Here is a 26,559-nt window from a genome sequence, read left to right as displayed (position 1 = left end):
CGCCTTATAATGCCCGCCTTTGCGCAACTCATCAGGCTCTCAGTTCTTGGCAAATATAGATAACCCGGCTGCCGAAATGGCGGCTGCAGGCTTTTACCGCATCGCCCTGGGCGTGGAATACAAAGGTTCGCGCTATTGCGGCTGGCAGCGCCAGGCGTCCGGCGTGCTGACGGTGCAGGAAACCCTGGAAAAGGCCCTGTCCAGAGTCGCCGACTCGCCGGTATCGCTGATGTGCGCCGGGCGTACCGACGCGGGCGTCCACGCCTGCGGCCAGGTGGTTCACTTCGACACCCAGGCCGAGCGCTCGATGAAAGCGTGGGTGATGGGCGCTAATATCAATTTGCCCCATGACGTCAGTGTCAGTTGGGCCAAGGTCATGCCGGCGCACTTTCATGCGCGCTTCAAGGCGATCGCCCGGCGTTACCGCTATGTGATCTACAACGATCAGATCCGCCCGGCGCACCTCAACGAAGAAATCACCTGGAACCACCGCCCGCTGGATGCCGAGCGCATGGCCGAAGCCGCGCAGCATCTGGTTGGCGTCCACGATTTCAGCGCGTTCCGTGCCGGCCAGTGCCAGGCCAAGTCACCGATCAAGGAAGTCCATCACTTGCGGGTGACGCGTCACGGCAAGATGATCGTGCTGGATATCCGCGCCGGAGCGTTCCTGCACCATATGGTGCGCAACATTGCCGGTGTGTTGATGACCATCGGCACCGGCGAGCGCCCGGTGGAGTGGGCCAGGGAAGTACTGGAAAGCCGTATTCGGCGGACCGGCGGCGTCACGGCGCATCCGTTTGGCCTGTATCTGGTGGAAGTGGAGTACCGCGACGAGTTCGAGCTGCCGCAGCGCTTCATCGGGCCACACTTCCTCACAGGTTTCAGCGAACTTGGCGGCTGACGCCCGGAAAAGCTTTTGTTACCATCCGGGACTTTCTCGGTTCAACCCCTGAGGTTTCCACGACATGTCAGCCGTTCGCAGCAAGATTTGTGGGATTACCCGCATAGAAGACGCGCTGGCGGCAGTCGAAGCGGGGGCGGATGCCATCGGTTTCGTGTTTTATGCCAAGAGCCCGCGGGCGGTGAATGTGCTGCAGGCGCGGGCGATCATCGCCGCACTGCCGCCGTTCGTGACCACCGTGGGCTTGTTCGTCAATGCCAGCCGCTGCGAACTCAACGAAACCCTGGATGCCGTGCAACTGGACATGTTGCAGTTTCACGGCGATGAAAGCCCTGACGAATGCGAAAGCTACCAGCGTCCGTATATCAAGGCGTTGAGAGTCAAGGCTGGGGATGACATCGCCAGCGCTTGCGCCGCCTACACCGGCGCGCGCGGGATACTGCTGGACACCTACGTCGAAGGCGTACCCGGCGGCACCGGCGAAGCCTTCGATTGGTCGCTGATCCCCGAGGGGTTGAGCAAACCGATCATCCTGGCCGGCGGGCTTACCCCCGCCAATGTCGCGGCGGCGATCGAGCAGGTCCGGCCGTATGCCGTGGATGTCAGCGGTGGGGTAGAGCAGGGCAAGGGCATCAAGGACCACGGCAAGATTCGCGCATTCATGCAGGCTGTGCGCAACAGCGATGGCGTGATGTGACGGCTGGCAGTCTGCCGCCGTCCATAACTACCACTGTGTAAAACAGCCCGGTGCCACCTGCGGGAGGCCCGGAAATGAAGTGGCAACCCTGCACGGGCAGGTTGTCTGGAAGGCTGAGGAAACATGCGGGAAATGGCTGGTCGAACGTCTGACCCCGTCCTGCATGTGTCATCGCCACATATGAATTTAGCTCAAGGGCATACGCGGGGCTGTGTTCAAGCCACCGGTACTGGAGAAAGAAAGCATGAGCAACTGGTTAGTAGACAAACTGATCCCTTCGATCATGCGTTCCGAGGTGAAAAAAAGCTCGGTTCCTGAAGGTCTGTGGCACAAATGCCCATCCTGCGACGCGGTGTTGTACCGCCCGGAGCTGGAAAAGACCCTGGACGTTTGCCCTAAGTGCAACCACCACATGCGTATCGGCGCTCGCGCGCGCATCGACATTTTCCTCGACGCCGACGGCCGTAACGAGCTGGGCGCGGACCTGGAGCCGGTTGACCGCCTCAAGTTCCGCGACGGCAAGAAGTACAAGGACCGCCTGACCGCTGCACAGAAGCAGACCGGTGAGAAAGACGCGCTGATTTCGGTCAGCGGCAAGCTGCTGGGCATGCCGGTCGTGGTGTCGGCGTTTGAGTTCTCCTTCATGGGCGGTTCCATGGGTGCCATCGTCGGCGAGCGTTTCGTGCGCGCCGCCAACTATGCCCTGGAAAACCGCTGCCCGATGATCTGCTTCGCAGCCTCCGGTGGTGCGCGCATGCAGGAAGCCCTGATCTCCCTGATGCAAATGGCCAAGACCTCCGCGGTGCTGGCGCGTCTGCGGGAAGAGGGCATTCCGTTCATCTCCGTGCTGACCGATCCGGTGTACGGCGGTGTTTCCGCCAGCCTGGCGATGCTGGGCGACGTGATCGTCGGCGAGCCCAAGGCCCTGATCGGCTTTGCCGGCCCGCGTGTGATCGAGCAGACCGTTCGCGAAAAACTGCCGGAAGGCTTCCAACGCAGCGAATTCCTGCTGGAGCACGGTGCGATCGACATGATCATCGCCCGTGGCGAGTTGCGTCCACGCCTGGGTAGCCTGCTCGCGCAAATGATGGGCCTGCCGACGCCGGTCTACATCGCGCCGAAGGTTGAGCCGATCGTCGTGCCGCCGGTGCCTGCAAACCTATGACCCAACGTACCCTGGGCGAATGGCTCGCCTACCTTGAGCAGTTGCATCCGTCCGCCATCGACATGGGCCTGGAGCGCTCGCAACAGGTAGCGGCCCGCCTCGGGTTGGGCCGCCCGGCGCCGCGAGTGATCACGGTGACGGGGACCAACGGCAAGGGCTCGACCTGTGCCTTTGTCGCAGCGCTGCTGCAGGCCCAAGGCCTGAAGGTCGGCGTGTACAGCTCGCCGCACCTGCTGCGCTACAACGAGCGGGTGCAACTCAATGGTGTGGAAGCCACTGACGAGCAGCTCTGCGAAGCCTTCGCCGCGCTCGATGCCGGGCGCGGTGAGATTTCCCTGACGTACTTCGAGATGGGTACTCTGGCGGCGCTCTGGCTGTTCGAACGGGCGCGCCTGGACGTGGTCGTGCTTGAAGTGGGCCTGGGCGGGCGCCTGGATACGGTCAACGTGGTGGATGCCGACCTGGCGCTGGTCACCAGCATCGGTGTCGACCATGTCGACTACCTGGGCGATACCCGTGAATCCGTGGCCTATGAAAAGGCCGGCATCTTCCGCCAGGGCAAGCCTGCGCTGTGCGGTGATCTGGACCCGCCGCAGACGTTGCTCGACCGGGTGCGGGAGCTGGATTGCCCATTCTTCCTGCGCGGGCGTGAGTTCAATCTTGAGGTCGGTGCTGAGCATTGGCAGTGGCGCGGGCGTGATGCGCGCGGCCAGCTCGTGGCGTTGCATGACCTGCCGCTGCTGAACCTGCCGATGGAAAACGCCGCGCTCGCCCTGCAAGCCTATCTGCTATTGGATCTGCCGTGGAATCCTGCGCAGATTGCTCGTACATTGCTGGCGACGCGGATCGTCGGGCGTCTCGATCGCCGTGCCTTCGATTGGCAGGGCAAGCGCCTGAACCTGCTGCTGGATGTGGGGCACAACCCCCACGCCGCCGAATACCTCGCGCAACGCCTGTCGCGTATAGCGCCGGTCGGTCGCCGCCTGGCGGTGTTCGGCTTGCTGGCCGACAAGGATCTGGAGGGCGTAGTGACGCCGTTGCTGGGGAATGTCCAGGCCTGGGCCGTGGCGCCCCTGGACACGCCGCGCAGCCGTCCGGCCGCGGAGCTTGAGGCGGCCCTGCAGAACCTTGGTGCGCGCGTGGCGTCGTATGCAAGTGTCACTGCGGCCCTTGAAGCGCAGTGTGCGGTTGCCACGCCCGAGGATGAGATTCTGTTGTTCGGGTCATTTTATTGTGTTGCCGAGGCGCTCGAATGGTTGGCCCGGCGCTCCACGGAGGAAGCTGCACATGGCATTACTGGATAGCGCATACAAGCAGCGGATGGTCGGAGCCCTGGTGCTGGTGGCCTTGGCGGTGATTTTCCTGCCGATGCTGTTTTCCCGTCAGGACGAACAGCGCCAGGTGGTCGTTGAGGCCCCGGCAGCGCCCCAGGCGCCGGTCGTGCCTCAGGTGCAGGTTGAGCCGGTGGTGGTGCCTGAGCCGCAGGCATTGCCTGAAGAAGAGCCGGTGCCGGCCGATGAGGAGCTGGCCGCGCAGCCGGCCCCTTCGATGCCGGTGCAGCCGAGTGTGCCTGTGGTCAAGCCGGCGCCTGCCGTCGCTGCCAAGCCTGCCACGCCAGCGCCTGCCCCCAAGCCGGTCGTGCCGCAGCCTGCCGCGCCGGGCAAACCGGACGTGGGTCAGAGCCGCATCGACCCGAATGGCCTGCCGATCAGTTGGTCGATCCAGTTGGCCAGCCTGGCCAATCGCGAAAGCGCCGAGGCCTTGCAGAAAAAACTGCGCAGTCAGGGCTACAACGCTTACATCCGCAGCGCCGATGGCAAGAACCGCGTGTTTATCGGGCCGTTGATCGAGCGTGCCGAGGCGGACCGCCTGCGCGATTTGTTGGGGCGTCAGCAGAATCTCAACGGTTTTGTGGTGCGTTTCCAGCCTGAACGCGGCTGAGTTCACGCCGCTTTCAGCTTGGAATGCAGTCAAATGTGGGAGGGGGCTTGCCCCCGATGGCGGTCGATCAGTATCGGTTGTGCTGACTGACCCACCGCCATCGGGAGCTAGCCCCCTCCCACTTTGGTTTTGTGCGGGCCTTGAAATGCGCTTAACTCGTCACAAACTATTGTTTTGCAAAGCACCCGCAATCACAGCTTACCGATAGCCCGGCGCTCTGCTAAAATGCGCCGCCTTATCCGTCTGTAGGCTGCACCGTGCCATTTACCTGGGTTGATTGGGCGATCGTCGCAATCGTCGCCATCTCCGCTTTGATCAGTCTAAGCCGCGGCTTCGTAAAAGAAGCACTGTCGTTGCTGACCTGGATCATTGCAGGAGTCGTCGCCTGGATGTTCGGCGGTTCGCTGTCGGTCTACTTGAGCGGGTACATCGAGACACCTTCGGCTCGCGTCATCGCGGGCTGCGCCATCATGTTCATCGCCACGCTGCTGGTGGGAGCAATGGTCAATTATCTTATTGGCGAGTTGATACGTGTCACCGGCCTCTCCGGGACCGATCGATTTCTTGGCATGGCCTTCGGCGCTGCGCGTGGCGCGTTGCTGGTGGTCGTGGCGGTCGGGCTGTTGAGCCTGGGGCCAGTACAGCAGGATTCGTGGTGGCAGGAGTCGGTACTCGTGCCAAAATTTCTATTGGTTGCAGATTGGTCCAAGAACCTCATTTTGGGGTGGAGCAGTCAGTGGCTGGCCAGCGGGATCAGCATACCCGCTGATCTTCCGTTCAAGGAGCACCTCTTACCGGCCAAAACGCCTCAGTAAGCAGTGTTCAGTCAAGATTCATTAAGTAGGGGTTGCGTCGCATGTGTGGCATCGTCGGTATCGTCGGTAAGTCGAACGTCAATCAGGCGCTGTATGACGCGCTAACCGTCCTCCAGCACCGCGGCCAGGACGCTGCCGGTATTGTGACCAGCCACGACGGCCGGTTATTCCTGCGCAAGGACAATGGTCTGGTACGTGACGTGTTCCATCAGCGTCACATGCAGCGCCTCGTCGGGCACATGGGCATTGGCCATGTGCGTTACCCGACTGCCGGTAGCTCGACCTCGGCCGAAGCTCAACCGTTTTACGTCAACTCGCCTTACGGCATCACCCTGGCGCATAACGGTAACCTGACCAACGTTGAACAGCTGGCCAAGGAGATTTACGAATCTGACCTGCGCCACGTCAACACCAACTCTGACTCGGAAGTGCTGCTCAACGTGTTCGCTCACGAGCTGGCCCAGCGCGGCAAGCTGCAGCCGACCGAAGAAGATGTGTTTGCCGCCGTCACCGACGTGCATAACCGTTGCGTCGGTGGTTACGCGGTAGTGGCGATGGTCACCGGTTATGGCATCGTCGGTTTCCGTGACCCGCACGGCATCCGTCCGATCGTGTTCGGCCAGCGTCACACCGATGAAGGCGTCGAGTACATGATCGCCTCCGAAAGCGTGTCCCTGGACGTGCTGGGCTTCACCCTGATCCGCGACCTGGCACCGGGCGAAGCGGTGTACATCACCGAAGATGGCAAGTTGCACACCCGTCAGTGCGCTGTTGCGCCGAAACTCACTCCGTGCATCTTCGAACACGTCTACCTGGCGCGTCCGGATTCGATCATCGACGGCGTTTCGGTGTACAAGGCGCGCCTGCGCATGGGCGAGAAGCTGGCCGACAAGATCCTGCGCGAGCGCCCTCAGCACGATATCGACGTGGTGATCCCGATCCCGGACACCAGCCGTACCGCTGCGCTGGAGCTGGCCAACCACTTGGGCGTCAAGTTCCGTGAAGGCTTCGTCAAGAACCGCTACATCGGCCGCACGTTCATCATGCCTGGCCAGGCGGCGCGCAAGAAGTCGGTACGTCAGAAGCTCAACGCCATCGAACTGGAATTCCGCGGCAAGAATGTGATGCTGGTGGATGACTCCATCGTGCGTGGCACCACCTGCAAGCAGATCATCCAGATGGCCCGCGAAGCTGGCGCGAAGAACGTGTACTTCTGCTCCGCCGCGCCTGCCGTGCGTTACCCGAACGTGTACGGCATCGACATGCCGAGTGCCCACGAGCTGATCGCCCACAACCGCACGACCCAGGACGTAGCCGACCTGATCGGTGCCGATTGGCTGATCTATCAGGACCTTTCCGACCTGATCGAAGCGGTCGGCGGTGGCAAGATCAAGATCGAGCAGTTCGACTGCGCGGTGTTCGACGGCAAATACGTGACCGGTGATGTCGATGAGGCTTACCTGAACAAGATCGAGCAGGCGCGTAACGACTCGTCGAAGATCAAGACCCAGGCGGTCAGTGCGATCATCGATCTGTACAACAATTGAGTAAACACCGGCCCTGAGGGGCCGGTTTTGTATCTTAAACAAAGCATTGAGTAAGGAGTCGCAGCATGAGTCAGGAATGGGATGCCGGTCGGTTGGACAGCGACCTCGATGGCGTAGCTTTCGATACCCTGGCTGTGCGCGCCGGTCAGCACCGCACGCCGGAAGGCGAGCACGGTGATCCGATGTTCTTCACCTCCAGCTATGTGTTCCGCACCGCTGCCGACGCCGCTGCGCGTTTTGCCGGTGAAGTGCCGGGCAACGTCTATTCCCGTTACACCAACCCGACCGTGCGCGCGTTCGAAGAGCGTATCGCCGCACTGGAAGGCGCTGAGCAGGCGGTCGCCACGGCGACCGGCATGGCGGCGATCCTGGCGGTGGTCATGAGCTTGTGCAGCGCCGGCGACCATGTGCTGGTGTCACGCAGCGTGTTCGGTTCGACCATCAGCCTGTTCGAAAAGTATTTCAAGCGCTTCGGTATTGAAGTGGACTACGTGCCTTTGGCGGATCTTTCCGGCTGGGATGCAGCAATCAAAGCCAATACCAAGCTGCTGTTCGTCGAGTCGCCGTCCAACCCGCTGGCCGAGTTGGTAGACATCGCCGCGCTGTCGCAAGTCGCGCATGCCAAAGGCGCCATGCTGGTGGTCGACAACTGCTTCTGCACGCCGGCGTTGCAACAGCCGTTGAAGCTGGGTGCGGATGTTGTCGTGCATTCGGCGACCAAGTTCATCGACGGCCAAGGCCGTTGCATGGGCGGTGTGGTGGCGGGGCGTAGCGAGCAGATGAAAGAAGTGGTGGGTTTCCTGCGCACGGCCGGCCCGACCCTGAGCCCGTTCAATGCATGGATCTTCCTCAAGGGCCTGGAGACCCTCAGCCTGCGGATGAAAGCCCATTGCGCGAACGCCCAGGCCCTGGCCGAGTGGCTGGAGCAGCAGGACGGTATCGAGAAGGTTCACTACGCCGGCCTCAAGAGCCATCCGCAGCACGCATTGGCCCAGCGCCAGCAGCGCGGCTTCGGTGCGGTGGTGAGTTTTGAAGTGAAAGGCGGCAAAGAGGGCGCCTGGCGCTTTATCGACGCGACACGCCTGATCTCGATCACCGCCAACCTGGGTGACAGCAAGACCACCATTACCCATCCCGGCACCACGTCCCACGGCCGCCTGGCGCCGCAGGAGCGGGAAGCGGCGGGTATTCGCGACAGCCTGATCCGTGTTGCGGTGGGGCTTGAAGACGTCGCTGACTTGCAGGCTGATCTGGCCCGTGGGCTGGCGGCCTTGTGATCGAGTGGTCCATGGAAGCGGCTGCGGGCGGTAACGGCCGCGTCGCGCTGGTGACGGGCGCTGCCCGGGGCATTGGCCTGGGGATCGCGGCGTGGCTGATCAGCGAGGGGTGGCAGGTGGTGTTGGCCGACCTGGACCGCGAGCGCGGCTCCAAGGTGTCCAAGGTGCTCGGCGAGAACGCCTGGTTTATTACCATGGACGTGGCCGACGAGAAGCAAGTCGCCCAGGGCGTCGCTGAAGTGCTTGGGCAGTTCGGGCGCCTGGATGCGTTGGTGTGCAATGCGGCGGTGGCCGACCCGCGCAATATCACCCTTGAAAGCCTTGACCTGGCCTCCTGGAATCGCGTGCTGGCGGTGAACCTCAGCGGCCCGATGCTGTTGGCCAAGCACTGTGCGCCGTACCTGCGCGCCCATGGCGGTGCGATCGTCAACCTGGCCTCGACCCGGGCTCGGCAGTCGGAGCCGGACACCGAAGCCTACGCGGCGAGCAAGGGCGGCGTGCTGGCCCTGACACACGCCTTGGCGATGAGCCTTGGCCCGGAAGTGCGGGTCAACGCCGTCAGCCCTGGCTGGATCGATGCGCGTGATCCGGCAGCCCGTCGCGCAGAGCCGCTGACCGACGCCGACCACGCCCAGCATCCGACGGGCAGGGTTGGCACGGTGGAGGACGTGGCGGCGCTGGTGGCATGGCTGCTGTCGCGCCAGGCCGGGTTCGTCACCGGCCAGGAGTTTGTGGTGGACGGCGGCATGAGCAAGAAGATGATTTACAGCGAGTAGGGTGGGTAGCCATCTTGAAACTATTTTGTCTTTTTCAGAAAAACTTCAAGCAGGCTATTGACTTAGGTCCGCTATCTGCGTAAATTTCGCGGCCTCAACGAAGCAAAGGGTGATTAGCTCAGCTGGGAGAGCATCTGCCTTACAAGCAGAGGGTCGGCGGTTCGATCCCGTCATCACCCACCACTTCTTGAGAGTTTTGCCCTAGGGTAAGACGCAACGTTAAAGGTTGCACCGACGCGCAGCGGTAGTTCAGTCGGTTAGAATACCGGCCTGTCACGCCGGGGGTCGCGGGTTCGAGTCCCGTCCGCTGCGCCATATTTTCCAGGTTCGATTCGTCGGGCTTGAGGTTGAACAGCCAAGGCTGATCAGCCAGATGTTTAAAGACGGTTGAGGGTTTACGCTCGGCCGGTCAAGCGATACGCAGCGGTAGTTCAGTCGGTTAGAATACCGGCCTGTCACGCCGGGGGTCGCGGGTTCGAGTCCCGTCCGCTGCGCCATATCTGCTTCAAGGCCCACTGAACGCCTTGCAGCACAAAGAAAGCCGTTGGCTGCCTTTGACCCGATAGCAAAGACCCTGGTCGAAAGACCGGGGTTTTTTGTGTCTGCGATTCAGCATTGATCAGCGCGTGTCGGCAAGCTACCTCAGTCCCCTGTGGACGCAAGCTTGCCTGCGATGATGTCGGCTGAGTGCGCCGTGCCAGCATCCCAGGCAAGCCTTCCCATCAGAACCCCAGCTTATCCCGTAGCCCGTAATACCAGGCGCCCATCGCGGCAAACGGCGTGCGCAACAGTTGCCCGCCGGGGAACGGGTAGTGCGGCAGGTCGGCAAACGCGTCAAAACGCTCTGCCTGGCCTCGAAGGGCCTCTGCCAGTACCTTGCCCGCCAGGTGCGTGTACGTCACGCCGTGGCCGCTGCAGCCTTGGGAGTAATAGATGTTGTCGCCCAGGCGACCGACTTGCGGCAAGCGCGACAGGGTCAGCAGGAAATTGCCGGTCCAGGCGTAGTCAATCTTCACATCCTTGAGTTGCGGGAAGGCCTTGAGCATCTTCGGGCGGATGATTGCTTCGATATTGGCCGGGTCCCGCGCGCCATAGACCACGCCACCGCCGAAGATCAGGCGTTTGTCACTGGTCAGGCGGTAGTAGTCGAGCAGGTAGTTGCAATCTTCGACGCAGTAGTCCTGTGGCAATAGCGTTTTGGCCAGCTCGTCCCCCAGCGGTGCGGTGGTGATCACCTGCGTGCCGCACGGCATCGATTTGGCCGCCAATTCCGGCACCAGGTTCCCCAGGTAGGCATTGCCGGCGACGATGATGAACTTCGCCCTGACCTTGCCCTCGGCGGTGTGTACTACTGGGGTGGCGCCGCGCTCGATGCGCAATGCGGCTGACTGCTCATAAATCGTGCCGCCGAGGGACTCTACGGCTGCTGCTTCGCCCAGCGCCAGGTTGAGCGGGTGGATATGTCCGCCGCTCATGTCCAGCAGGCCGCCGACGTAATTGTCACAGGCCACCACCTCGCGGATGCGCCGCTCGTCCAGCAACTCCAGCTGCGTATGGCCATAACGCTCCCACAAGCGCTTCTGCGACTCCAGGTGACCCATGTGCTTGCTGTTCAGCGCGGCGAATACTCCACCGTCCTTCAGATCGCACTGAATCTGGTACTTGGCGATCCGCTCACGAATGATCCTGCCGCCCTCGAACGCCATCTGTCCCAGCAACTGCGCCTGCTTCGGCCCGACGCTGCGCTCGATCACATCGATATCGCGGCTGTAGCTGTTGACGATCTGCCCGCCGTTGCGGCCAGACGCGCCAAACCCTACCTTGGCCGCCTCCAGGACTGTCACGCGAAAACCGTTCTCCAGCAGAAACAGCGCGCTGGAGAGCCCGGTGTAGCCAGCACCGATCACGCACACATCGGTTTCGACTTCACCTTGCAGCACTGGGCGAGGCGGAGCCGCATTCGCCGACGCGGCGTAATACGACTGGGGGTAGGGGGTGTTCGCCATCCTGGAACCTCTGTTTTATATTTTTTACGAGTGCCCCGATCCTACCTGAGTTGAAAATCGCCTGCCAGCCGCCCGAAAAATACGGGTGTACGGGCCGAAAATAAAAAATTCGCATATTCATAGGGTTAGCTGCAAAAAAGATGTTGACAGCCCTCCGGAATTCCGTAGAATGCCGCCTCACAGCAGGCACGTAGCTCAGTTGGTTAGAGCACCACCTTGACATGGTGGGGGTCGTTGGTTCGAGTCCAATCGCGCCTACCAAACAAAATCCGCTCTGCTGGGCGGTCTGGAAGGGCTCACCGAAAGGTGAGCCCTTTTTTGTTGTCTGAAATTTGGGCGTCGTTTTGCCACGCCCCGTTCGCGGCGGACGGTGAAGCGGGCGATCAGAAGAAAAGCTGAGCCACCGCTAGCAGACAGATGATCTGGACGAACATCTGGCCGAGAATTTCGCCATTGAACGTTTCCATATGCGTTTGTCCGGCGTACATAGTGGCTAGCCTCTTTGTCGGCAATCTTGCCCTGAACGATGCACAGAACGTGCGGTTGCTTTGTTGAGTGTAGTGGCTGAATGAGAATCTTCACGCCGGGCCGACACAAGGCGATCACCCCCCCCCCCACGGTTTGTCGGTCTGCAGCAACAATTCTCCCGCCTTGGAAAAAACCACTCGAAACACGTCGCCCCGCCCTGGGCTCTGCCGCTGTAGCGCCGGGGATGCGTCGCGTGAGCGCTGTTGGCGTTTACAAGCGTCGAGGTGATCCGTAGATTGCCTCGAGTCTATTTTTGTCGTCGCCTGCGAGGAAGCCACACCGTGTCCATCCCCGGTTCAGCCGTATTTGCCCAGCGTTATCGCGCCTTCCTGTTCGATATGGATGGCACCTTGCTTAACTCCATTGCGGCTGCCGAACGGGTGTGGAGTATCTGGGCTGAACGTCATGGCCTGGATGTGGCGGCGTTCCTGACCACCATTCATGGCGCGCGGGCGATCGATACGATCAGGCGTCAGGCGTTGCCTGGGGTCGATCCTGAGGCTGAGGCGCAATGGATCACCGAGGCCGAGCTGAATGATGTCGAGGGTGTGGTGGCGATTCCCGGTGCTGTTGCGTTCTTGAATGATGTGCCCAGCGATCAATGGGCGTTGGTGACGTCCGCCCCCAGGGAGTTGGCGCTACGGCGCCTACAGGCGGCGGGCATCAGTCCGCCGGCGGTGTGGGTGACGGCCGAGGATGTCGCCAACGGCAAGCCGGATCCCGCCTGCTATAGGCTGGGTGCGCAGCGTCTGGGTGTCGCGGCCCAGGACTGCCTGGTATTCGAAGATGCGACGGTGGGGATCCGAGCGGGGGAGGCGGCGGGCGCGGATGTGATGGTCGTGACCTCGACGCACCTGACACCCATGGTGACTGCGCATGCCTGGATCGACGGGTATGAGCAGTTTCAGGTGCGGCGCGACGCTGAAGGCCTGCTGCGCGTCGAGCGCCGAATGGAGTGAGAGGGAAAGGGCGCGCGTTCTATCGGCCGTGGCCTTCTTCACACGTGCCTGGGGCGCCGGGCGTGTGCAAAGGATAATTTTTCACGCCCTGGCGCGACAGCACCATCTCTCTGAGTATCTCATTGGCAAGTCGGGCAATCGCTTCTTCGCCGCGATAGTGTGCGCGCACGATGCCGGTGATTGCGAAGTGGTCGGTGTTCGGGCCGCTGAGAATGGCTGAGAGGGTGCCGTCAGCATGTAATGTGCAGACGACCTTATAGCTGGGCAAGCGCGATGCCAGTGCAGATTCGATTTGGGATTTGCTCAGGGTGTCCATCTGCTTCAACGCCTTTCAGCCGACCGTGCAAGGCCAAGCATAGGTGCTGCTGCAGGGCTGTAAATACCGGCGATCTGATAGCCAGGCATCAGCCGTCAGTGGGTAGTTCTCCGGTGTTCGCCGGGAGCTGCGCGCTGGCACATTTTGCGCTGGACGGTTTTCTGGATCGGCTTGAGGCAGAACACAAAAAGGTAGCCGCCGAGCAACAGCGTCAAGTCCAGCCATGACGGCACATCGGTGACGTAGATATCTTTGATTTCGAACCTCAAGCCGCATTCCAATCCTGCAAAGACGAGCCCGATGAACAGGGCGATCATCCAGGAACGGGCGGCAAAAGGTCGCTTCGTGCTAGGCCTCATCGACGTGCTCCTGAGTGCACTCGTATGGCGGAAGAGGTTCTCACGAGGTTCGGCTGCAAATCATGTAACAAGTTCCGGGCGTAATGACAGTTTCATCTTTTTAGCGACGATGAAAGGGCCGGATACGCTGAACGCGAAAAGAACGCGAGCAGGCCAATAGGGTTTTCGCCAGCCGTGACCGTGAACGAAAAGGCTGGCTACTGAAGGCGCTTCAAGGCGTCTGGTTTTTGTCCGGCGCCGTCAGGCCGGCCTGGATGCGCTGGTAGATTTCCTCGCGATGCACGGCAACATCCTTCGGTGCATTGATGCCGATTCGTACTTGCTGGCCGCTGACGCCCAGGATGGTGATCGTAATGTCATCACCGATGTTTATGCTTTCACCAACTTTACGGGTGAGTATCAGCATGGACTTCTCCTTGATTACTTTTAAGGACACATGTTTCAGACAGGGCAGGTGTCGGATGTGTGTAGCTTACTGCTAAGCGCTTCCCTGTGACTGCCTCTTTTAGGACGCATAGAGGCGACATTAATTCCCATGGCGTCATCATACAGGTCTGCGATACATGATTCGCATTGTTTAACCCAACGTTTATGACGGCCAGAATAGACAGTGGATGATAAAGTTGCCTCTTTATCCTTAAAGGAGCAGGGCAGTGCGTAAAGTAGCGATGGCAATGGCGGTGTTGGCATTGGCCGGTTGCGGTGAAGGCAAGCGTGTCGAAGAGCCCAGGGCCAAGCCCGCCGTGACTGAAAGCCAGCCGCAAACCGGTGCGATTGCCGCTCAGGAGTGGGACCTGCGCGTGGGTCCGCCGGATCACAAGCTGCAGGCGATCACCGACCTGACCGCCTGGTTGCTGGAGCATGGTTTCAATTTTTATATCGTGAAGGAAGACGGCAAGGATGTGGTGCTGTTGGGGCCATTCCAAACCAGGGCCGAGGCTGAAGCCAAGCAGGCCTTGCTGACGGAAAAACTTGCCCGTGCCAAGAAAAACGACACCGAGTCGCAGATCATCGAACACAAGGTCGCGCAGTAACCGGCCGATTGGGCGGGAAAATACCGATTTTTCCCGCTCGGTTTCAGTTGCAGGCTTTCAGATTCACCGAGCCGACGAACTCGTTGCCGCGCCCCATCACGCAGGCTACCGTCTGATTGCGTTGGCGCTCCCAGGTCTGCACCGGATAGGTCTTGTTCCAGGCTTCGTACAGTTGGCGATCCTGTTTCGACAGGCGCAAGCCGTATTGTTTACTCATGTAAAAATACGTCCGTGCGATCATCCCGCGAATGGACGGACGCGGCATCACCTTCTTGGCCTTGAAGTCGACCTGGGTCAGGCATGAACCGTACTGCCCGCTTTGCACCGGCAGCCAGCCAAAACTGAAGTTGTTCCGGTCGCCATTGACCTCGCCGATGCTCGGCACGAGGTTGTGCAGGTCGGCTTCGGCGCGTTTGAACACATCGTCATACCGCGTACAGTTCTTGCGCCCGCCATTCTGCCAGCACTGGCGCTGATGCCCGATCTGCCAGGCCGGCACGATATGTTCCCACTCGATGCGCGCGGCGCGGCTGGCGTTTTTGCGTGGGATGTAGCCGCAGGCTTTCAGGTCTACGCGGTTGCCCGTGTATTTGCAGCCGCAATAGAACTCGGTGGATTGTGGTGCGTAGAGTTTCCAGGCGATTTTCTTGGCTTCGCTGAACGTTCGGGGCGCTTGGGCGTGGGCGGCGATGGCAAAAAACAGACACAAAAACACAGCAGTAAAACGGACACTCATTGAATCAATCTTCCTTCGGCACAACCCAGAAAATCTGCACGCCACCGTCGTCCCGGTAGGCGAGTGTGACGTTGTCGTTCTCCGCAATTTCCTCCAGCAGACGTTGCCATTCGTCCTCCGGTTCATCCGGCAGGCGGAAGATCAAGGCTGCCTTGGCTTTCTGGGCGTTGGTCGAATTGATGATCTTTTGCACACGAAGGGCCAGGCGTTCGTAAGCATCAGGCGGGGTTGGCGCTGCGGAAGAGGACTTTGCCACGGAGTATTCCTTAGTAAGCTGTACGTGCATACAGTATTTAACTGTAGGCGATTTCGCAACTGCTTAAAATTCAACAAGCTCGTCTGACAGTGATTCAAGCGAATTGATGTAGGGCGGGGAGATATGTAGCGAGGGTTTTGCGGGGAAGCAGGGGCGGGCGAATCCGCCCCTGCACAGGTGTTACCAGGAATCAGTATTCCCAGAACATCCGTTGCAGCTCTTTGCTGTCCTGGGTCTTGGTCAGGCCAACCATTGCCAGAATCCGCGCTTTCTGTGGGTTCAGGTCGTGGGCAGCCACCCAGTCGTACTTGTCGTCAGGCTGTTCGGCGTTGCGCAGCACGAAACCGCCGGCATTCACGTGGGACGAGCGAATGATCTGCACGCCTTGCTTGCGCAGTTCCTGCAGGGCCGGGACGACCTTGGAGGACACCGAACCGTTGCCGGTGCCTGCAAAGATGATGGCTTTGGCGCCGGCCTGGGCCAGGGCTTTGGCGGCAGTGTCGCTTACGTTGCCGTAGCCGTAGGCAATTTCGACGTCGGGCAGGCTCTTGATGGTCTTGATGTCGAACTCGGAGTCCATGGTGTGACGCTTGGCCGGCAGGCGGAACCAGTAGGATTTGCCTTCAACCACCATGCCCAACGGGCCCCATGGGCTCTTGAACGCTTCGGTCTTGATGTTGACCATCTTGCTCACGTCGCGACCCGACTGGATCTCGTCGTTCATGGTCACCAGCACGCCCTTGCCGCGGGCATCCTTGCTGCCGGCGACGGCGACGGCGTTGTACAGGTTGAGCATGCCGTCTGCCGACATGGCGGTACCTGGGCGCATCGAGCCGACAACAATGATGGGTTTGTCGGTTTTTTCCACCAGGTTCAGGAAGTAAGCGGTTTCTTCCAGGGTATCGGTGCCGTGGGTGATCACGATGCCGTCGACGTCCTTGCTGTCAGCCAGTTCGGCGACGCGGCGACCCAATTGCAGCAGGTTTTCGTTATTGATGCTTTCGGAGGCAATTTGCATGACTTGCTCGCCGCGCACATTGGCGATCTGGCTAAGCTCGGGAACACCGGCGATCAATTGCTCGATGCCGACTTTGGCTGCCTGGTAGGTGGCGCTGTTAGCGGTGCTGGCGCCGGCGCCGGCAATGGTGCCGCCGGTGGCGAGGATCACCACGTTGGAGAGTTTGGCTTTGGTTTCGACTTCTTTTGCCTGAGCGGCAACGGGGAACAGCAGCAGGAGGGCGAGTGCGCCCGGAACAAAGGTCTTCAGTGCAGATTTCATTATTTTTCTCTCTGGTTTTTGATGAGTGCGGTAGCAAGTTCATCTAGAGCGCTCGGGCGGTTCTGAACGCCTCGAGGTGCAGGAAGGGAGCAGGATTTGTACCAGCCTGAACGCCTCCGTGTTTATTATCTAAAGTATTGATTTAAAACAAATTAAATTTATCTTTAAGAAGGTTTGTCCATGCACTTGTCCGGCTTTCCGAACAAAGCGTGGGTGTTGCGTTCGGTTGTCCGAAGATAATGACGGGATAGTCGCCGGAGGCGTATGACATCGGCGGCACTGCCTGTCGTTTTAGAGAACGATCCGGCGACGGTGATGTTTAATAACCCCGCGAGACAGGCTGGAACGCAGGCGCTAGAGGGCTTGGGTGGAGGGCGGTTTTCTTCCGTTGACAAATCCTGGCAAGGTTCTCATAGTTTGTTTAACGCAAACGTTTGCGAGATGTTTCGCGGGTACGCCCTGAACGTCTTGAAAGCTCGTATCAGTCGCCCGGGTGGGTGGGCTGCCGAAGTGTTCTTCGGTGCAAGCGTTGCTCCCAATAATCATAAGATCGGAGTGAACCCATGAAGCTGCCATTCGCTGGACGTCTTCTTGCTGTCGCTGTGCTTGCCGCCGCATCTGCTGCTCTGCCTCTCTCTTCTGCATTCGCCGCCGACACCGCCGCCAAACCCAAGGTCGGCCTGGTGATGAAATCCCTTGCCAATGAATTCTTCGTCACCATGCAAGAGGGCGCGAAGGACTACCAGAAGTCCCACGCCGCTGATTTCGACATGATCACCAACGGTATCAAGAACGAAACCGATACCAGCGCGCAGATCGATATCGTCAACCAGATGATCCTCGCCAAAGTGAACGCCATCGTCATCGCACCGGCTGACTCCAAGGCACTGGTCACCGTGCTGAAAAAAGCCTCCGATGCCGGCATCAAGGTCGTCAACATCGATAACCGCCTGGACCCGGGCGTGCTGAAAAGCAAAAACCTCGATATTCCCTTCGTCGGCCCGGACAACCGCAAAGGCTCCAAGCTGGTGGGTGATTACCTGGCCAAGCAACTGGCCGCGGGTGACAAGGTCGGCATCATCGAAGGCGTACCGACCACTACCAACGCGCAGCAGCGCACCGCAGGCTACAAGGATGCGATGGACGCGGCCGGCATGAAGATCGTCTCCACCCAATCGGGCAACTGGGAAATCGACCAGGGCCAGAAGGTCGCCTCTGCGATGCTGAGCGAATACCCCGACCTCAAGGCGCTGTTGGCCGGTAACGACAACATGGCCCTGGGCGCCGTCTCGGCCGTGCGTGCGGCAGGCAAGGCCGGCAAGGTTCTGGTCGTAGGCTACGACAACATCGCCGCGATCAAGCCGATGCTGCAGGACGGCCGTGTCCTGGCGACCGCCGACCAGGCTGCCGCACAGCAGGCCGTGTTCGGTATCCAGAACGCGCTCAAGCTGGTCAAGGGTGAGAAGGTCGACGCTCAAGACGGCGTGATCGAAACCCCGGTCGAACTCGTCCTCAAGAAGTAATCCCGGCTGCACCCAACAGCGTCCGCTCACCCTGAGCGGACGCCTGGAGATTTTCCTATGTCATCTTCCGCCCCGAACGCTGTCCTCTCGGTCAGCGGTATCGGTAAGACTTATGCCCAGCCGGTTCTGTCCGACATCACCTTGACGCTCAATCGCGGGGAAGTGCTGGCGCTGACCGGTGAAAACGGCGCAGGCAAAAGTACCTTGTCGAAGATTATCGGCGGGCTGGTCACACCGACCGCCGGGCACATGCAATTCAACGGTAAGGACTACCGCCCCGGCAGTCGCACCCAGGCCGAAGAGCTGGGCGTGCGGATGGTCATGCAGGAACTCAACCTGCTGCCGACGCTGACCGTGGCCGAAAACCTGTTCCTGGACAACTTGCCCAGCCACTGTGGCTGGATCAGCCGCAAGCAGCTGCGTAGCGCGGCGATCGAAGCGATGGCGCAGGTCGGCCTGGATGCGATTGACCCGGACACCCTGGTCGGCAGCCTGGGTATCGGCCATCAGCAAATGGTCGAGATCGCCCGCAACCTGATCGGCGACTGCCATGTGCTGATTCTCGACGAGCCCACGGCTATGTTGACCGCCCGTGAAGTCGAGATGCTGTTTGAGCAAATCACCCGCCTGCAGGCCCGGGGCGTGGCGATCATTTATATTTCGCACCGGCTCGAAGAGTTGGCCCGTGTCGCCCAACGCATTGCGGTACTGCGTGACGGCAAACTGGTCTGCGTCGAGCCGATGGCCAATTACAACAGCGAGCAACTGGTGACCTTGATGGTCGGCCGCGAGCTGGGCGAGCACATTGACCTGGGGCCCCGTACCATCGGCGGCCCGGCCTTGACGGTGAAAGGGCTGACCCGTGCGGACAAGGTCCGCGACGTCTCCTTTGAAGTGCGTGCCGGCGAGATCTATGGCATCTCCGGCCTGATCGGCGCCGGCCGCACGGAATTGCTGCGCCTGATCTTCGGTGCCGACCTGGCCGACAGCGGCACCATTGCCCTGGGGTCGCCGGCCCAAGTGGTGAGCATTCGCTCGCCGGTCGACGCAGTGGGCCACGGCATCGCCCTGATCACCGAAGACCGCAAGGGCGAAGGCCTGCTGCTGACGCAATCCATCAGCGCGAATATCGCCTTGGGCAACATGCCGGAAATTTCTGGCGGCGGTGTGGTAAATAGTCGCGACGAAACCGCCCTGGCCAAGCGTCAGATCGACGCCATGCGTATCCGCAGTTCCAGTCCGGCGCAGTTGGTGTCCGAATTGTCCGGCGGTAACCAGCAGAAAGTCGTGATTGGCCGCTGGCTGGAGCGCGACTGCTCGGTGATGCTGTTCGATGAGCCGACCCGTGGCATCGACGTGGGGGCCAAGTTCGACATTTACGCCTTGCTCGGCGAGTTGACCCGCCAGGGCAAAGCGCTGGTGGTGGTGTCCAGCGACCTGCGCGAGCTGATGTTGATCTGTGACCGCATCGGCGTGCTCTCTGCCGGGCGGTTGATCGAGACCTTCGAGCGCGACCGCTGGACCCAGGATGAATTGCTTGCCGCCGCCTTCGCCGGCTATCAGAAACGTGACGCGCTGCTCAACGATACAGTGCTTAGGAATGCCCAATGAAAACAACAACTTCCCCCGGTAAAGCGGGCGGCAATTTTTACGGCCTGGGCACCTACCTGGGGCTGGCGGGTGCGTTGCTGGCGATGATTGCGCTGTTTTCGGTGCTCAGCGATCACTTCTTGTCCTACGACACCTTCAGCACCCTGGCCAACCAGATCCCGGACCTGATGGTGCTGGCGGTGGGCATGACCTTCATCCTGATCATCGGCGGTATCGACCTGTCGGTGGGTTCGGTCCTGGCCCTGGCGGCGTCGGCGGTCAGCGTGGCGATTCTCGGCTGGGGTTGGAGCGTGTTGCCGGCCGCCGTGCTCGGCATGGGCTGCGCCGCGCTGGCCGGCACCATCACCGGCTCGATCACCGTGGCCTGGCGGATTCCGTCGTTTATCGTGTCCCTTGGCGTACTGGAAATGGCACGCGGCGTGGCGTACCAGATGACCGGCTCGCGCACGGCTTATATCGGTGACTCCTTTGCCTGGCTGTCCAATCCGATCGCCTTCGGGATTTCGCCTTCATTCATCATCGCTTTGCTGGTGATCGTCGTCGCCCAACTGGTGTTGACTCGCACGGTATTCGGCCGTTACTTGATCGGTATCGGTACCAATGAAGAGGCCGTGCGTCTGGCCGGGATCAATCCCAAACCTTACAAGATCCTGGTGTTCAGCCTGATGGGCCTGCTGGCGGGTGTTGCGGCGCTGTTCCAGATATCGCGCCTGGAGGCGGCAGACCCGAACGCCGGGTCCGGCCTGGAACTGCAAGTGATCGCGGCCGTGGTGATCGGCGGCACCAGCCTGATGGGCGGGCGCGGCTCGGTGATCAGTACGTTCTTCGGTGTGTTGATTATTTCGGTATTGGCGGCTGGCCTGGCGCAGATCGGTGCCACTGAACCCACCAAGCGCATCATCACCGGGGCCGTGATTGTGATTGCCGTGGTCCTCGATACCTACCGCAGTCAACGCGCCAGTCGGCGGGGCTGAACCATGGCGACGATTAAGGATGTGGCAGCACTTGCAGGTATTTCCTACACCACCGTGTCGCATGTGGTGAACAAGACGCGCCCGGTCAGCGAGCCGGTGCGCCTCAAGGTGGAAGCGGCGATCAAGCAACTGGACTATGTGCCCAGCGCCGTGGCGCGTTCGCTCAAGGCCAAGACCACCGCCACCATCGGCCTGCTTGTGCCCAACAGCCTCAACCCGTATTTCGCCGAGCTGGCCCGGGGGATCGAGGATTACTGCGAGCGTAATGGCTATTGCGTGATCCTCTGCAACTCCGACGACAACGCCGAAAAGCAACGCAGCTATTTGCGAGTGTTGCTGGAGAAGCGCGTCGATGGCTTGATCGTGACCTCGGTGGGCGGCGACGACAGCGGCCTGGCCGCGGGCTTGAGCGCGGTCCGCACGCCCATGGTGATTGTCGACCGGGCGTTGGACGGTATTGATGTCGACCTGGTGCGTATAGATCACGAGCAGGGCGCCTACCTGGCGACCCGGCATTTACTTGAACTGGGCCATCGGGACATCGCCTGCATCGGCGGCCCCGGCCATACCCGCGTGGCACAAATGCGTCTGGCGGGGTATCACCGCGCTTTGCGCGAGGCGGGTATCGACGTTGCCGCCAATCGCACCCTGGAAAGCGACTTCACCAGCACCGGCGGTTATGCCGCGGCAGTGAAGTTGCTGGCGGAAAACCCGCCGAGCGCGATTTTCGCCAGTAACGACATGATCGGTTTCGGCGTGTTGCGTGCGGCAGCCGAGCGCAACATCCGCGTGCCGAGCGAATTGTCGGTGATCGGCTTCGATGACATCCAAATGAGCCGCTACGTGTACCCGGCGCTGACCACGGTCGGGCAGTCGATCGTGCAATTGGGCGAGACGGCGGCCGAGTTGTTACTGCGACGAATTGCGACCCCCCAACTGCCGATCGATCAACGCATCGTGACGCCGAGTATTGTCTTGCGTGAGTCGACGGCGCCACTTGCCGGTGTGTTCGCCCAATACCGCTGAACCGAATTGATGAGTACTGATGTATGCCAGCAAAAGTAGTGGTAGTAGGCAGCTTGAACATGGACCTGGTCACCCGCGCCAGCCGGTTGCCCCGCGCCGGTGAAACCCTGATCGGCCAATCGTTTTCCACCGTCCCCGGTGGCAAGGGTGCGAACCAGGCCGTCGCATCGGCGCGGCTGGGGGCTGAGGTGGCGATGATCGGCTGCGTCGGCTCTGACGCCTACGGCGTCCAATTGCGCGATGCGTTGCTGGTCGAAGGCATCGATTGCCAGGCTGTGAGCCGTGTCGACGGTTCCAGCGGTGTGGCGTTGATTGTGGTGGACGACAGCAGCCAGAACGCGATCGTGATCGTTGCCGGCAGTAACGGTGAGCTGACGCCCGCTTCGTTGCAGGCGGCCGATGCGGTATTGCAGGCCGCCGACGTAATCGTCTGTCAGCTTGAAGTGCCGCTGGAGACCGTCGGGTATGCGCTCAAGCGCGGGCGTGAACTGGGCAAGACGGTGATCCTCAATCCGGCCCCGGCCAGCGGTCCTTTGCCGGCGCAGTGGTATGCCTCGATCGATTACCTGATCCCCAACGAGAGCGAAGCCACCGCCCTGAGCGGCGTGGCGGTGGACTCCCTGGACAGCGCCAAGCTCGCCGCGGCGCAGTTGATCAAGGCCGGCGCCGCTAAAGTGATCATCACCCTCGGCGCTCAGGGCGCGCTGTTCAGCGATGGCAACCGTTTTGAGCACCTGGCAGCGCCCAACGTCAAGGCGGTGGACACCACGGCTGCCGGCGACACGTTCGTCGGCGGTTTTGCCGCAGCGCTGGCCCATGGCAAAAGCGAAGCCGAGGCGATTCGTTTTGGTCAGGTGGCGGCCGCGCTGTCAGTCACCCGCGCCGGCGCGCAACCCTCTATTCCTACGCTGCACGACGTTCAAGGTTTTGTGCCCTCATGAAAAAGACACCGCTGCTCAATATCGCCCTGTCACGCCTGATCGCCTCCCTCGGGCATGGCGACATCCTGGTTATCGGTGATGCGGGCCTGCCCGTGCCGCCGGGCGTCGAGTTGATCGACTTGGCCCTGACCCAGGGCATTCCCGACTTCATCAGCACCTTGCGCATTGTGCTCAGCGAAATGCAGGTGGAAAGCCACGTGCTGGCCGAAGAAATCCTGCTCAAGCAACCGCCGGCACTCAGCGCACTCAATGCCCTGACCGACCAGGCGGCGCTCGGCGAGCGGCGTCTGCTCAGTCATGACGCGTTCAAGCAACTGAGCCGCAGCGCGCGTGCCATTGTCCGCACGGGCGAGTGCCAGCCTTATTGCAATGTCGCACTGGTGTCCGGCGTCACGTTCTAGAGTTTCCCAACGACAAGGAGTGTTTCATGCCGCGTAATCATCCAACCCTGAGAAATCTGTTCCGGAGTGTTTTGCTTTTGTCCGCACTCACCGCAGTGAGCGCCCAAGCGGCGGAAAAAATCGACCTGATCATCGACACCGACCCTGGTGCCGACGATGTAGTGGCCTTGCTGTTTGCCATGGCCTCCCCGGAGGAGTTGAACATTCGGGCGCTGACCACCGTCGCCGGCAATGTGCGCCTGGACAAGACCTCGCGTAACGCGCGCCTGGCTCGTGAATGGGCGGGGCGAGAGGACATCCCGGTGTACGCGGGCGCGCCGAAACCGCTGCTGCGCACGCCGATCTACGCCGAAAATATCCATGGCAAGGAAGGCATTTCCGGTGTCGCCGTACATGAGCCGAAAAAGGCCCTGGCCGAAGGCAATGCCGTTGATTACCTGATCAAGACGCTGAGCACCGCCAAGCCGCACAGCATCACCATCGCCATGCTTGGCCCGCAGACCAACCTGGCGTTGGCGCTGACCCAGGCGCCTGAGATCACCCAGGGCATCAAGGAAGTGGTGGTGATGGGCGGCGCGCACTTCAACGGCGGCAATATCACGCCGGTGGCCGAGTTCAACCTGTTCGCCGACCCGGTCGCAGCCGAGATTGTGCTCAAGAGTGGCGTCAAGCTGACCTATCTGCCGTTGGACGTGACCCACAAGGTGCTGACCAGTGAAGCGCGCCTGAAGAAGATCGCCGACATCAACAACAACGCGAGCAAAGTCGTTGGCGATATTCTCAATGAATACGTCAAAGGCGATATGGAGCACTACGGCATTCCTGGCGGCCCGGTGCATGACGCCACAGTCATCGCGTATCTGCTCAAACCTTCGTTGTTCAGCGGGCGTCAGGCCAATATGGTGGTGGACAGCCGCGAAGGGCCGACCTTTGGCCAGACCATCGTCGATTGGTATGACGGCCTGAAGCAGGAAAAGAATGTGTTCTGGGTTGAGAATGGCGACGCCCAGGGCTTTTTCGATCTGTTGACCGAGCGCCTGGCGCGCCTGAAGTAAGGTGATTGCCGGTCGGCGCTCGCCGGCCGGTGCTTAATCGCGCCCGGGGTTGTGTGCGCCCATGTGATCGGCCGGGTATTTCTCGAAAACCTGGCCAATGAACGCTTGCGCGGCCTGGGTGCCCAACTCCTTGACCAACAGGTCGATACCGATGATCGCCAATTCTTCCGGGCTTCCGGGGCTGTAGGAACTCTGCCCTTGGGGCCACTTGGCTTTGATGTCGGCTTGGAGCGTTACGGTGGTCATGGGTGTCTCACGAGCTGGAAGTACGGGGTGATGCGCTAAAACGCGGTTCTTACGTCGGCAGTTAAGCATTTTGTACGGCGTTTGGCACTGCTACTTATGCATGAGGTATTTCGAAATGAGGCAAGCAGTGTGCGACACTGTCAGCCTGTTTTAATGACCGGGGAACACCGCGTGCAGATCGACTTGAACAACCCCGAGAACCTGACACTGGCCGCCGTGCGCCAACTGCTTGCCAGTGCCAGTGACGATGAACACACTCAATTGCGAGTCACCAGGGCAGGTATTGCCTACATCTCCTCCGGCAAGGCCGTCGGCGGCGTCGATATCGATGGGTTGCTGTTTCGCCTGGAAACCTGGGCCAAGGGCTCCGGTTACGTCGGAAACGTGGCCGCCAGCGATGAGGTCTGGGTCACACAGATTTTCAATGCCTTGAAACAGAACTGGCCAAAGCCACCGTTTGACTACATCGACATCTACTGAATTCGTTCATATCTGGTGACGATTGATCGGGCGAATGCCTGCCCTGAGTCAGGCAGACTTGCCAGCAGGCGATTTACGTCTTGAAACCAATCCGCCTGATCGCTGTCGCACGATCTCTGTCCATTTTTTATCATAGGAGGCTTCATGCCTTGGAAGCTCGCATCATTCGGTACTTTGTTGGCGGCACTCGCGTTGGCGGGTTGCAGCACCCCGGGTACCTCTGAGCCAGCCAAAGATGCCGCCGTGACCGATGCCGGTCATAGCCGCTGTGAGGCGAAGGCCGCCGAGTTCACGATCGGCCAGAAAGCCTCGCCCCAGTTGCTGGAGCAAGCGCGTACCCGTGCCGGTGCGCAGAACGCCCGAATTCTCAAGCCTAACGATATGATCACCCTGGAATACCGCTCCGACCGCCTTAACCTCAACACCGACGACAACCTGGTGATCACCCGGGTCAATTGCGGCTGATAGCCACAGGCTTTTGCAGCGCCCATAAAAAACCCCGTCACATGGACGGGGTTTTTTTAGCTCAGCGGAGAATTACTCGCCGCGAACCTGTGCAGCTTGCATACCCTTTTGGCCTTTCTCAGCCACGAAGGAAACGGTTTGGCCTTCTTTCAGGCTTTTGAAACCGTCGCTTTCGATAGCTTTGAAGTGTACGAACAGGTCGTCACCGCCACCTTGAGGAGTGATGAAGCCGAAGCCTTTTTCATCGTTGAACCATTTAACGGTGCCGGTTTGGCGATTAGACATGGTGTATCTCCAAGAAACATATATTTTCAGTAGTGCTGTGCTGCTCAGGCCAACTGGGCACACAGGGCTATCATAGTCGAAATGTTCGGCTTGGGAGCCCCCCCAAGGCACTGTTTGCTAATCAATAGCCCCGGGTTTAGTCCTTCGGTTGGCTGAAAGCCCCGATCTACGGGGCTTTCGCACGAAATATCAGCTGGTAAAAAAAGCCGTAAAAGCTGCGTATTTTGTGCGAAATGGCAGTTTTAAGAGGGCTTTTACCGAAAAACTGCCATCCGAATTGCAGCGATTCTTACTTTTTCTTCACGACTTTGCAGGACGAAATAGCCGAGACTGCTTTGTTTTTAAGCGCCTGGCTCGCGTTCTGGTTGGTCATGAGTTCCTTGATTTCCGCGGTGCTCAATTCAGCATTGATCTTGTCGGCGCCGCATTCGCAGTGATCTTTGGCGGTTTTGATGTCCACGTTCTGGCTGGCGGCTGAGCTGCAGTCTTTGACGAATGCGTCCCTGGCGCCCGCAGGCCAGTTCGAAGGGGCGGCGGCCTGTGCGCCGAGGGAGAGAAGGGTAAGGGATGCTGCAAGCGCGAAGGTCGAGGAAAAACGCATCATTAAATGCTCCTAAAGTCGTGAGGACGAATGGCGATTCTCGGCGGATTTGACGGGGGACGTACAGCTCAAGTTCACTTTTGCCGCTATAAAAGCGGGAATTTGTTATTGGCTGTGGCGCCGTGGGCGCGATGACCGTTCATCTGTGCTAGCATCGTGTGCTTGGCTATTTCCGGGCGCGCCAAATGCCGCCTTGCCATGTTTCTTTTTCGTCCACTCCAGTCACTCTGGTTCGATCACCGGTTGGCCGAAAGGCTCCTGCCGCTGTAAGGCAGGCGTTCATCACTGAACGGCCTGGTATTGGATCTTGTACTGGCTCATCCCAACCCACGTGACCTTTGGTAGGGGTCACCACTAGG

At 60.3% G+C, this 26,559-nt stretch carries 30 protein-coding genes and 4 tRNA genes; 24 read left to right on the top strand and 10 right to left on the bottom strand.

Translation table 11 applies throughout. The features are described from left to right. The first annotated feature begins 76 nt into the window (after positions 1-76). From truA to JN756_RS21770, 12 genes are all read left to right on the top strand, one after another. Complete coding sequence (truA, locus tag JN756_RS21825) at positions 77-901, top strand: tRNA pseudouridine(38-40) synthase TruA (protein ID WP_046382638.1); 825 nt, start codon at positions 77-79, stop codon at positions 899-901. Positions 902-965: 64 nt separating this feature from the next. Continuing rightward, positions 966-1,598: a phosphoribosylanthranilate isomerase gene (locus JN756_RS21820; RefSeq protein WP_126589558.1), complete on the top strand. Its 633-nt coding sequence runs from the start codon at positions 966-968 to the stop codon at positions 1,596-1,598. Between the two features lie 244 nt (positions 1,599-1,842). Further along, a complete protein-coding gene (gene accD / locus JN756_RS21815) occupies positions 1,843-2,763 on the top strand; it encodes an acetyl-CoA carboxylase, carboxyltransferase subunit beta (protein ID WP_046382640.1) in 921 nt (306 codons plus the stop codon). After that, on the top strand, positions 2,760-4,067 hold the full coding sequence (gene folC / locus JN756_RS21810; protein WP_108526337.1) for a bifunctional tetrahydrofolate synthase/dihydrofolate synthase: 1,308 nt from the start codon (positions 2,760-2,762) through the stop codon (positions 4,065-4,067). Before accD ends, folC begins: the two co-directional genes overlap by 4 nt. Then, the gene (locus tag JN756_RS21805) at positions 4,051-4,704 is read left to right on the top strand and encodes an SPOR domain-containing protein (RefSeq protein WP_169864893.1); all 654 of its coding nucleotides are present in this window, start codon (positions 4,051-4,053) and stop codon (positions 4,702-4,704) included. The genes folC and JN756_RS21805 overlap by 17 nt, the downstream gene beginning before the upstream one ends. A 257-nt stretch (positions 4,705-4,961) precedes the next feature. Continuing rightward, on the top strand, positions 4,962-5,519 hold the full coding sequence (locus tag JN756_RS21800; protein WP_057005681.1) for a CvpA family protein: 558 nt from the start codon (positions 4,962-4,964) through the stop codon (positions 5,517-5,519). 41 nt (positions 5,520-5,560) lie between these two features. Next, positions 5,561-7,066: an amidophosphoribosyltransferase gene (purF, locus tag JN756_RS21795; protein ID WP_017847690.1), complete on the top strand. Its 1,506-nt coding sequence runs from the start codon at positions 5,561-5,563 to the stop codon at positions 7,064-7,066. A 65-nt stretch (positions 7,067-7,131) separates the two neighbouring features. Next, a complete protein-coding gene (locus JN756_RS21790) occupies positions 7,132-8,343 on the top strand; it encodes an O-succinylhomoserine sulfhydrylase (RefSeq protein WP_017847689.1) in 1,212 nt (403 codons plus the stop codon). A gap of 11 nt (positions 8,344-8,354) precedes the next feature. Further along, positions 8,355-9,119 carry an SDR family oxidoreductase gene (locus tag JN756_RS21785; protein WP_017847688.1) on the top strand — a complete coding sequence of 255 codons (765 nt, stop codon included), beginning with the start codon at positions 8,355-8,357 and terminating at the stop codon, positions 9,117-9,119. Positions 9,120-9,226: 107 nt separating this feature from the next. Then, positions 9,227-9,302: transfer RNA gene (locus JN756_RS21780), tRNA-Val, on the top strand. A gap of 55 nt (positions 9,303-9,357) precedes the next feature. After that, positions 9,358-9,434 (top strand) — tRNA-Asp (locus JN756_RS21775). A 105-nt stretch (positions 9,435-9,539) separates the two neighbouring features. Then, a tRNA-Asp gene (locus tag JN756_RS21770) sits at positions 9,540-9,616 on the top strand. A 225-nt stretch (positions 9,617-9,841) separates the two neighbouring features. Here the strand turns inward: JN756_RS21770 and JN756_RS21765 are convergent. Then, positions 9,842-11,125 (bottom strand): NAD(P)/FAD-dependent oxidoreductase, encoded by a 1,284-nt coding sequence (locus JN756_RS21765; protein WP_057005679.1) that lies wholly within the window; start codon positions 11,123-11,125, stop codon positions 9,842-9,844. Between the two features lie 184 nt (positions 11,126-11,309). Here JN756_RS21765 and JN756_RS21760 point away from each other — a divergent pair. Beyond that, positions 11,310-11,386: transfer RNA gene (locus tag JN756_RS21760), tRNA-Val, on the top strand. Positions 11,387-11,934: 548 nt separating this feature from the next. Beyond that, a complete protein-coding gene (locus tag JN756_RS21755) occupies positions 11,935-12,612 on the top strand; it encodes an HAD family hydrolase (RefSeq protein WP_057005678.1) in 678 nt (225 codons plus the stop codon). A gap of 19 nt (positions 12,613-12,631) precedes the next feature. On the opposite strand, the gene JN756_RS21750 is transcribed toward JN756_RS21755, so the two are convergent. The 3 genes from JN756_RS21750 to csrA all read right to left on the bottom strand — a co-directional run bounded on the left by JN756_RS21750 (position 12,632) and on the right by csrA (position 13,693). Next, complete coding sequence (locus JN756_RS21750) at positions 12,632-12,928, bottom strand: hypothetical protein (protein ID WP_017847684.1); 297 nt, start codon at positions 12,926-12,928, stop codon at positions 12,632-12,634. A 95-nt stretch (positions 12,929-13,023) separates the two neighbouring features. Further along, the gene (locus JN756_RS21745) at positions 13,024-13,287 is read right to left on the bottom strand and encodes a hypothetical protein (RefSeq protein ID WP_046382646.1); all 264 of its coding nucleotides are present in this window, start codon (positions 13,285-13,287) and stop codon (positions 13,024-13,026) included. Between the two features lie 211 nt (positions 13,288-13,498). After that, entirely contained in the window at positions 13,499-13,693 is a 195-nt protein-coding gene (csrA, locus tag JN756_RS21740; RefSeq protein WP_003192511.1) for a carbon storage regulator CsrA, read from the bottom strand. A gap of 247 nt (positions 13,694-13,940) precedes the next feature. On the opposite strand from csrA, the gene JN756_RS21735 reads away from it, so the two are divergent. After that, a complete protein-coding gene (locus JN756_RS21735) occupies positions 13,941-14,321 on the top strand; it encodes a hypothetical protein (protein ID WP_026140121.1) in 381 nt (126 codons plus the stop codon). A 43-nt stretch (positions 14,322-14,364) separates the two neighbouring features. Here the strand turns inward: JN756_RS21735 and JN756_RS21730 are convergent, their stop codons facing one another. From JN756_RS21730 to JN756_RS21720, 3 genes are all read right to left on the bottom strand, one after another. Continuing rightward, positions 14,365-15,057, bottom strand: a complete 693-nt coding sequence (locus JN756_RS21730) for an endonuclease (protein ID WP_169864902.1) — start codon at positions 15,055-15,057, stop codon at positions 14,365-14,367. A 4-nt stretch (positions 15,058-15,061) separates the two neighbouring features. Then, positions 15,062-15,313: a DUF1654 domain-containing protein gene (locus tag JN756_RS21725; protein WP_017847680.1), complete on the bottom strand. Its 252-nt coding sequence runs from the start codon at positions 15,311-15,313 to the stop codon at positions 15,062-15,064. 190 nt (positions 15,314-15,503) lie between these two features. Then, positions 15,504-16,592 carry an asparaginase gene (locus tag JN756_RS21720; RefSeq protein ID WP_017847679.1) on the bottom strand — a complete coding sequence of 363 codons (1,089 nt, stop codon included), beginning with the start codon at positions 16,590-16,592 and terminating at the stop codon, positions 15,504-15,506. 563 nt (positions 16,593-17,155) lie between these two features. Between JN756_RS21720 and JN756_RS21715 the strand changes: the two genes are divergently transcribed. From JN756_RS21715 to JN756_RS21685, 7 genes are read left to right on the top strand one after another with little or no spacing between them, the layout of a single operon-like run. Continuing rightward, positions 17,156-18,115 carry a sugar ABC transporter substrate-binding protein gene (locus tag JN756_RS21715; RefSeq protein ID WP_026140120.1) on the top strand — a complete coding sequence of 320 codons (960 nt, stop codon included), beginning with the start codon at positions 17,156-17,158 and terminating at the stop codon, positions 18,113-18,115. A 57-nt stretch (positions 18,116-18,172) separates the two neighbouring features. After that, positions 18,173-19,726, top strand: a complete 1,554-nt coding sequence (locus tag JN756_RS21710) for a sugar ABC transporter ATP-binding protein (protein WP_201021344.1) — start codon at positions 18,173-18,175, stop codon at positions 19,724-19,726. Continuing rightward, complete coding sequence (locus JN756_RS21705; RefSeq protein WP_046382649.1) at positions 19,723-20,700, top strand: ABC transporter permease; 978 nt, start codon at positions 19,723-19,725, stop codon at positions 20,698-20,700. The genes JN756_RS21710 and JN756_RS21705 overlap by 4 nt, the downstream gene beginning before the upstream one ends. A gap of 3 nt (positions 20,701-20,703) precedes the next feature. Continuing rightward, entirely contained in the window at positions 20,704-21,726 is a 1,023-nt protein-coding gene (locus tag JN756_RS21700) for a LacI family DNA-binding transcriptional regulator (protein ID WP_104902760.1), read from the top strand. Positions 21,727-21,749: 23 nt separating this feature from the next. Beyond that, a complete protein-coding gene (gene rbsK, locus JN756_RS21695) occupies positions 21,750-22,667 on the top strand; it encodes a ribokinase (protein ID WP_201021343.1) in 918 nt (305 codons plus the stop codon). Continuing rightward, positions 22,664-23,068 (top strand): D-ribose pyranase, encoded by a 405-nt coding sequence (rbsD, locus tag JN756_RS21690; protein ID WP_201021342.1) that lies wholly within the window; start codon positions 22,664-22,666, stop codon positions 23,066-23,068. Before rbsK ends, rbsD begins: the two co-directional genes overlap by 4 nt. Before the next feature lie 26 nt (positions 23,069-23,094). After that, positions 23,095-24,123, top strand: a complete 1,029-nt coding sequence (locus JN756_RS21685) for a nucleoside hydrolase (RefSeq protein WP_201021341.1) — start codon at positions 23,095-23,097, stop codon at positions 24,121-24,123. Positions 24,124-24,156: 33 nt separating this feature from the next. Here the strand turns inward: JN756_RS21685 and JN756_RS21680 are convergent, their stop codons facing one another. Then, positions 24,157-24,369 (bottom strand): hypothetical protein, encoded by a 213-nt coding sequence (locus tag JN756_RS21680; RefSeq protein WP_017847671.1) that lies wholly within the window; start codon positions 24,367-24,369, stop codon positions 24,157-24,159. 171 nt (positions 24,370-24,540) lie between these two features. Between JN756_RS21680 and JN756_RS21675 the strand changes: the two genes are divergently transcribed. Then, entirely contained in the window at positions 24,541-24,849 is a 309-nt protein-coding gene (locus tag JN756_RS21675) for a hypothetical protein (protein WP_026140116.1), read from the top strand. A 144-nt stretch (positions 24,850-24,993) separates the two neighbouring features. Then, the gene (locus tag JN756_RS21670) at positions 24,994-25,314 is read left to right on the top strand and encodes an I78 family peptidase inhibitor (protein ID WP_017847669.1); all 321 of its coding nucleotides are present in this window, start codon (positions 24,994-24,996) and stop codon (positions 25,312-25,314) included. Between the two features lie 72 nt (positions 25,315-25,386). On the opposite strand, the gene JN756_RS21665 is transcribed toward JN756_RS21670, so the two are convergent. Together JN756_RS21665 and JN756_RS21660 are read right to left on the bottom strand one after the other, a co-directional pair. Beyond that, a complete protein-coding gene (locus JN756_RS21665; protein ID WP_003234260.1) occupies positions 25,387-25,599 on the bottom strand; it encodes a cold-shock protein in 213 nt (70 codons plus the stop codon). A gap of 289 nt (positions 25,600-25,888) precedes the next feature. Continuing rightward, complete coding sequence (locus tag JN756_RS21660; protein WP_082107723.1) at positions 25,889-26,203, bottom strand: hypothetical protein; 315 nt, start codon at positions 26,201-26,203, stop codon at positions 25,889-25,891. Between the last annotated feature and the right edge of the window lie 356 nt (positions 26,204-26,559).

The organism is Pseudomonas sp. Y39-6 (genome assembly GCF_023651955.1).
In the GTDB taxonomy this organism is placed as follows: domain Bacteria; phylum Pseudomonadota; class Gammaproteobacteria; order Pseudomonadales; family Pseudomonadaceae; genus Aquipseudomonas; species Aquipseudomonas veronii.
Note: the sequence above shows the minus strand (reverse complement) of the source record. Positions and strands in the feature narration are given on the sequence as shown.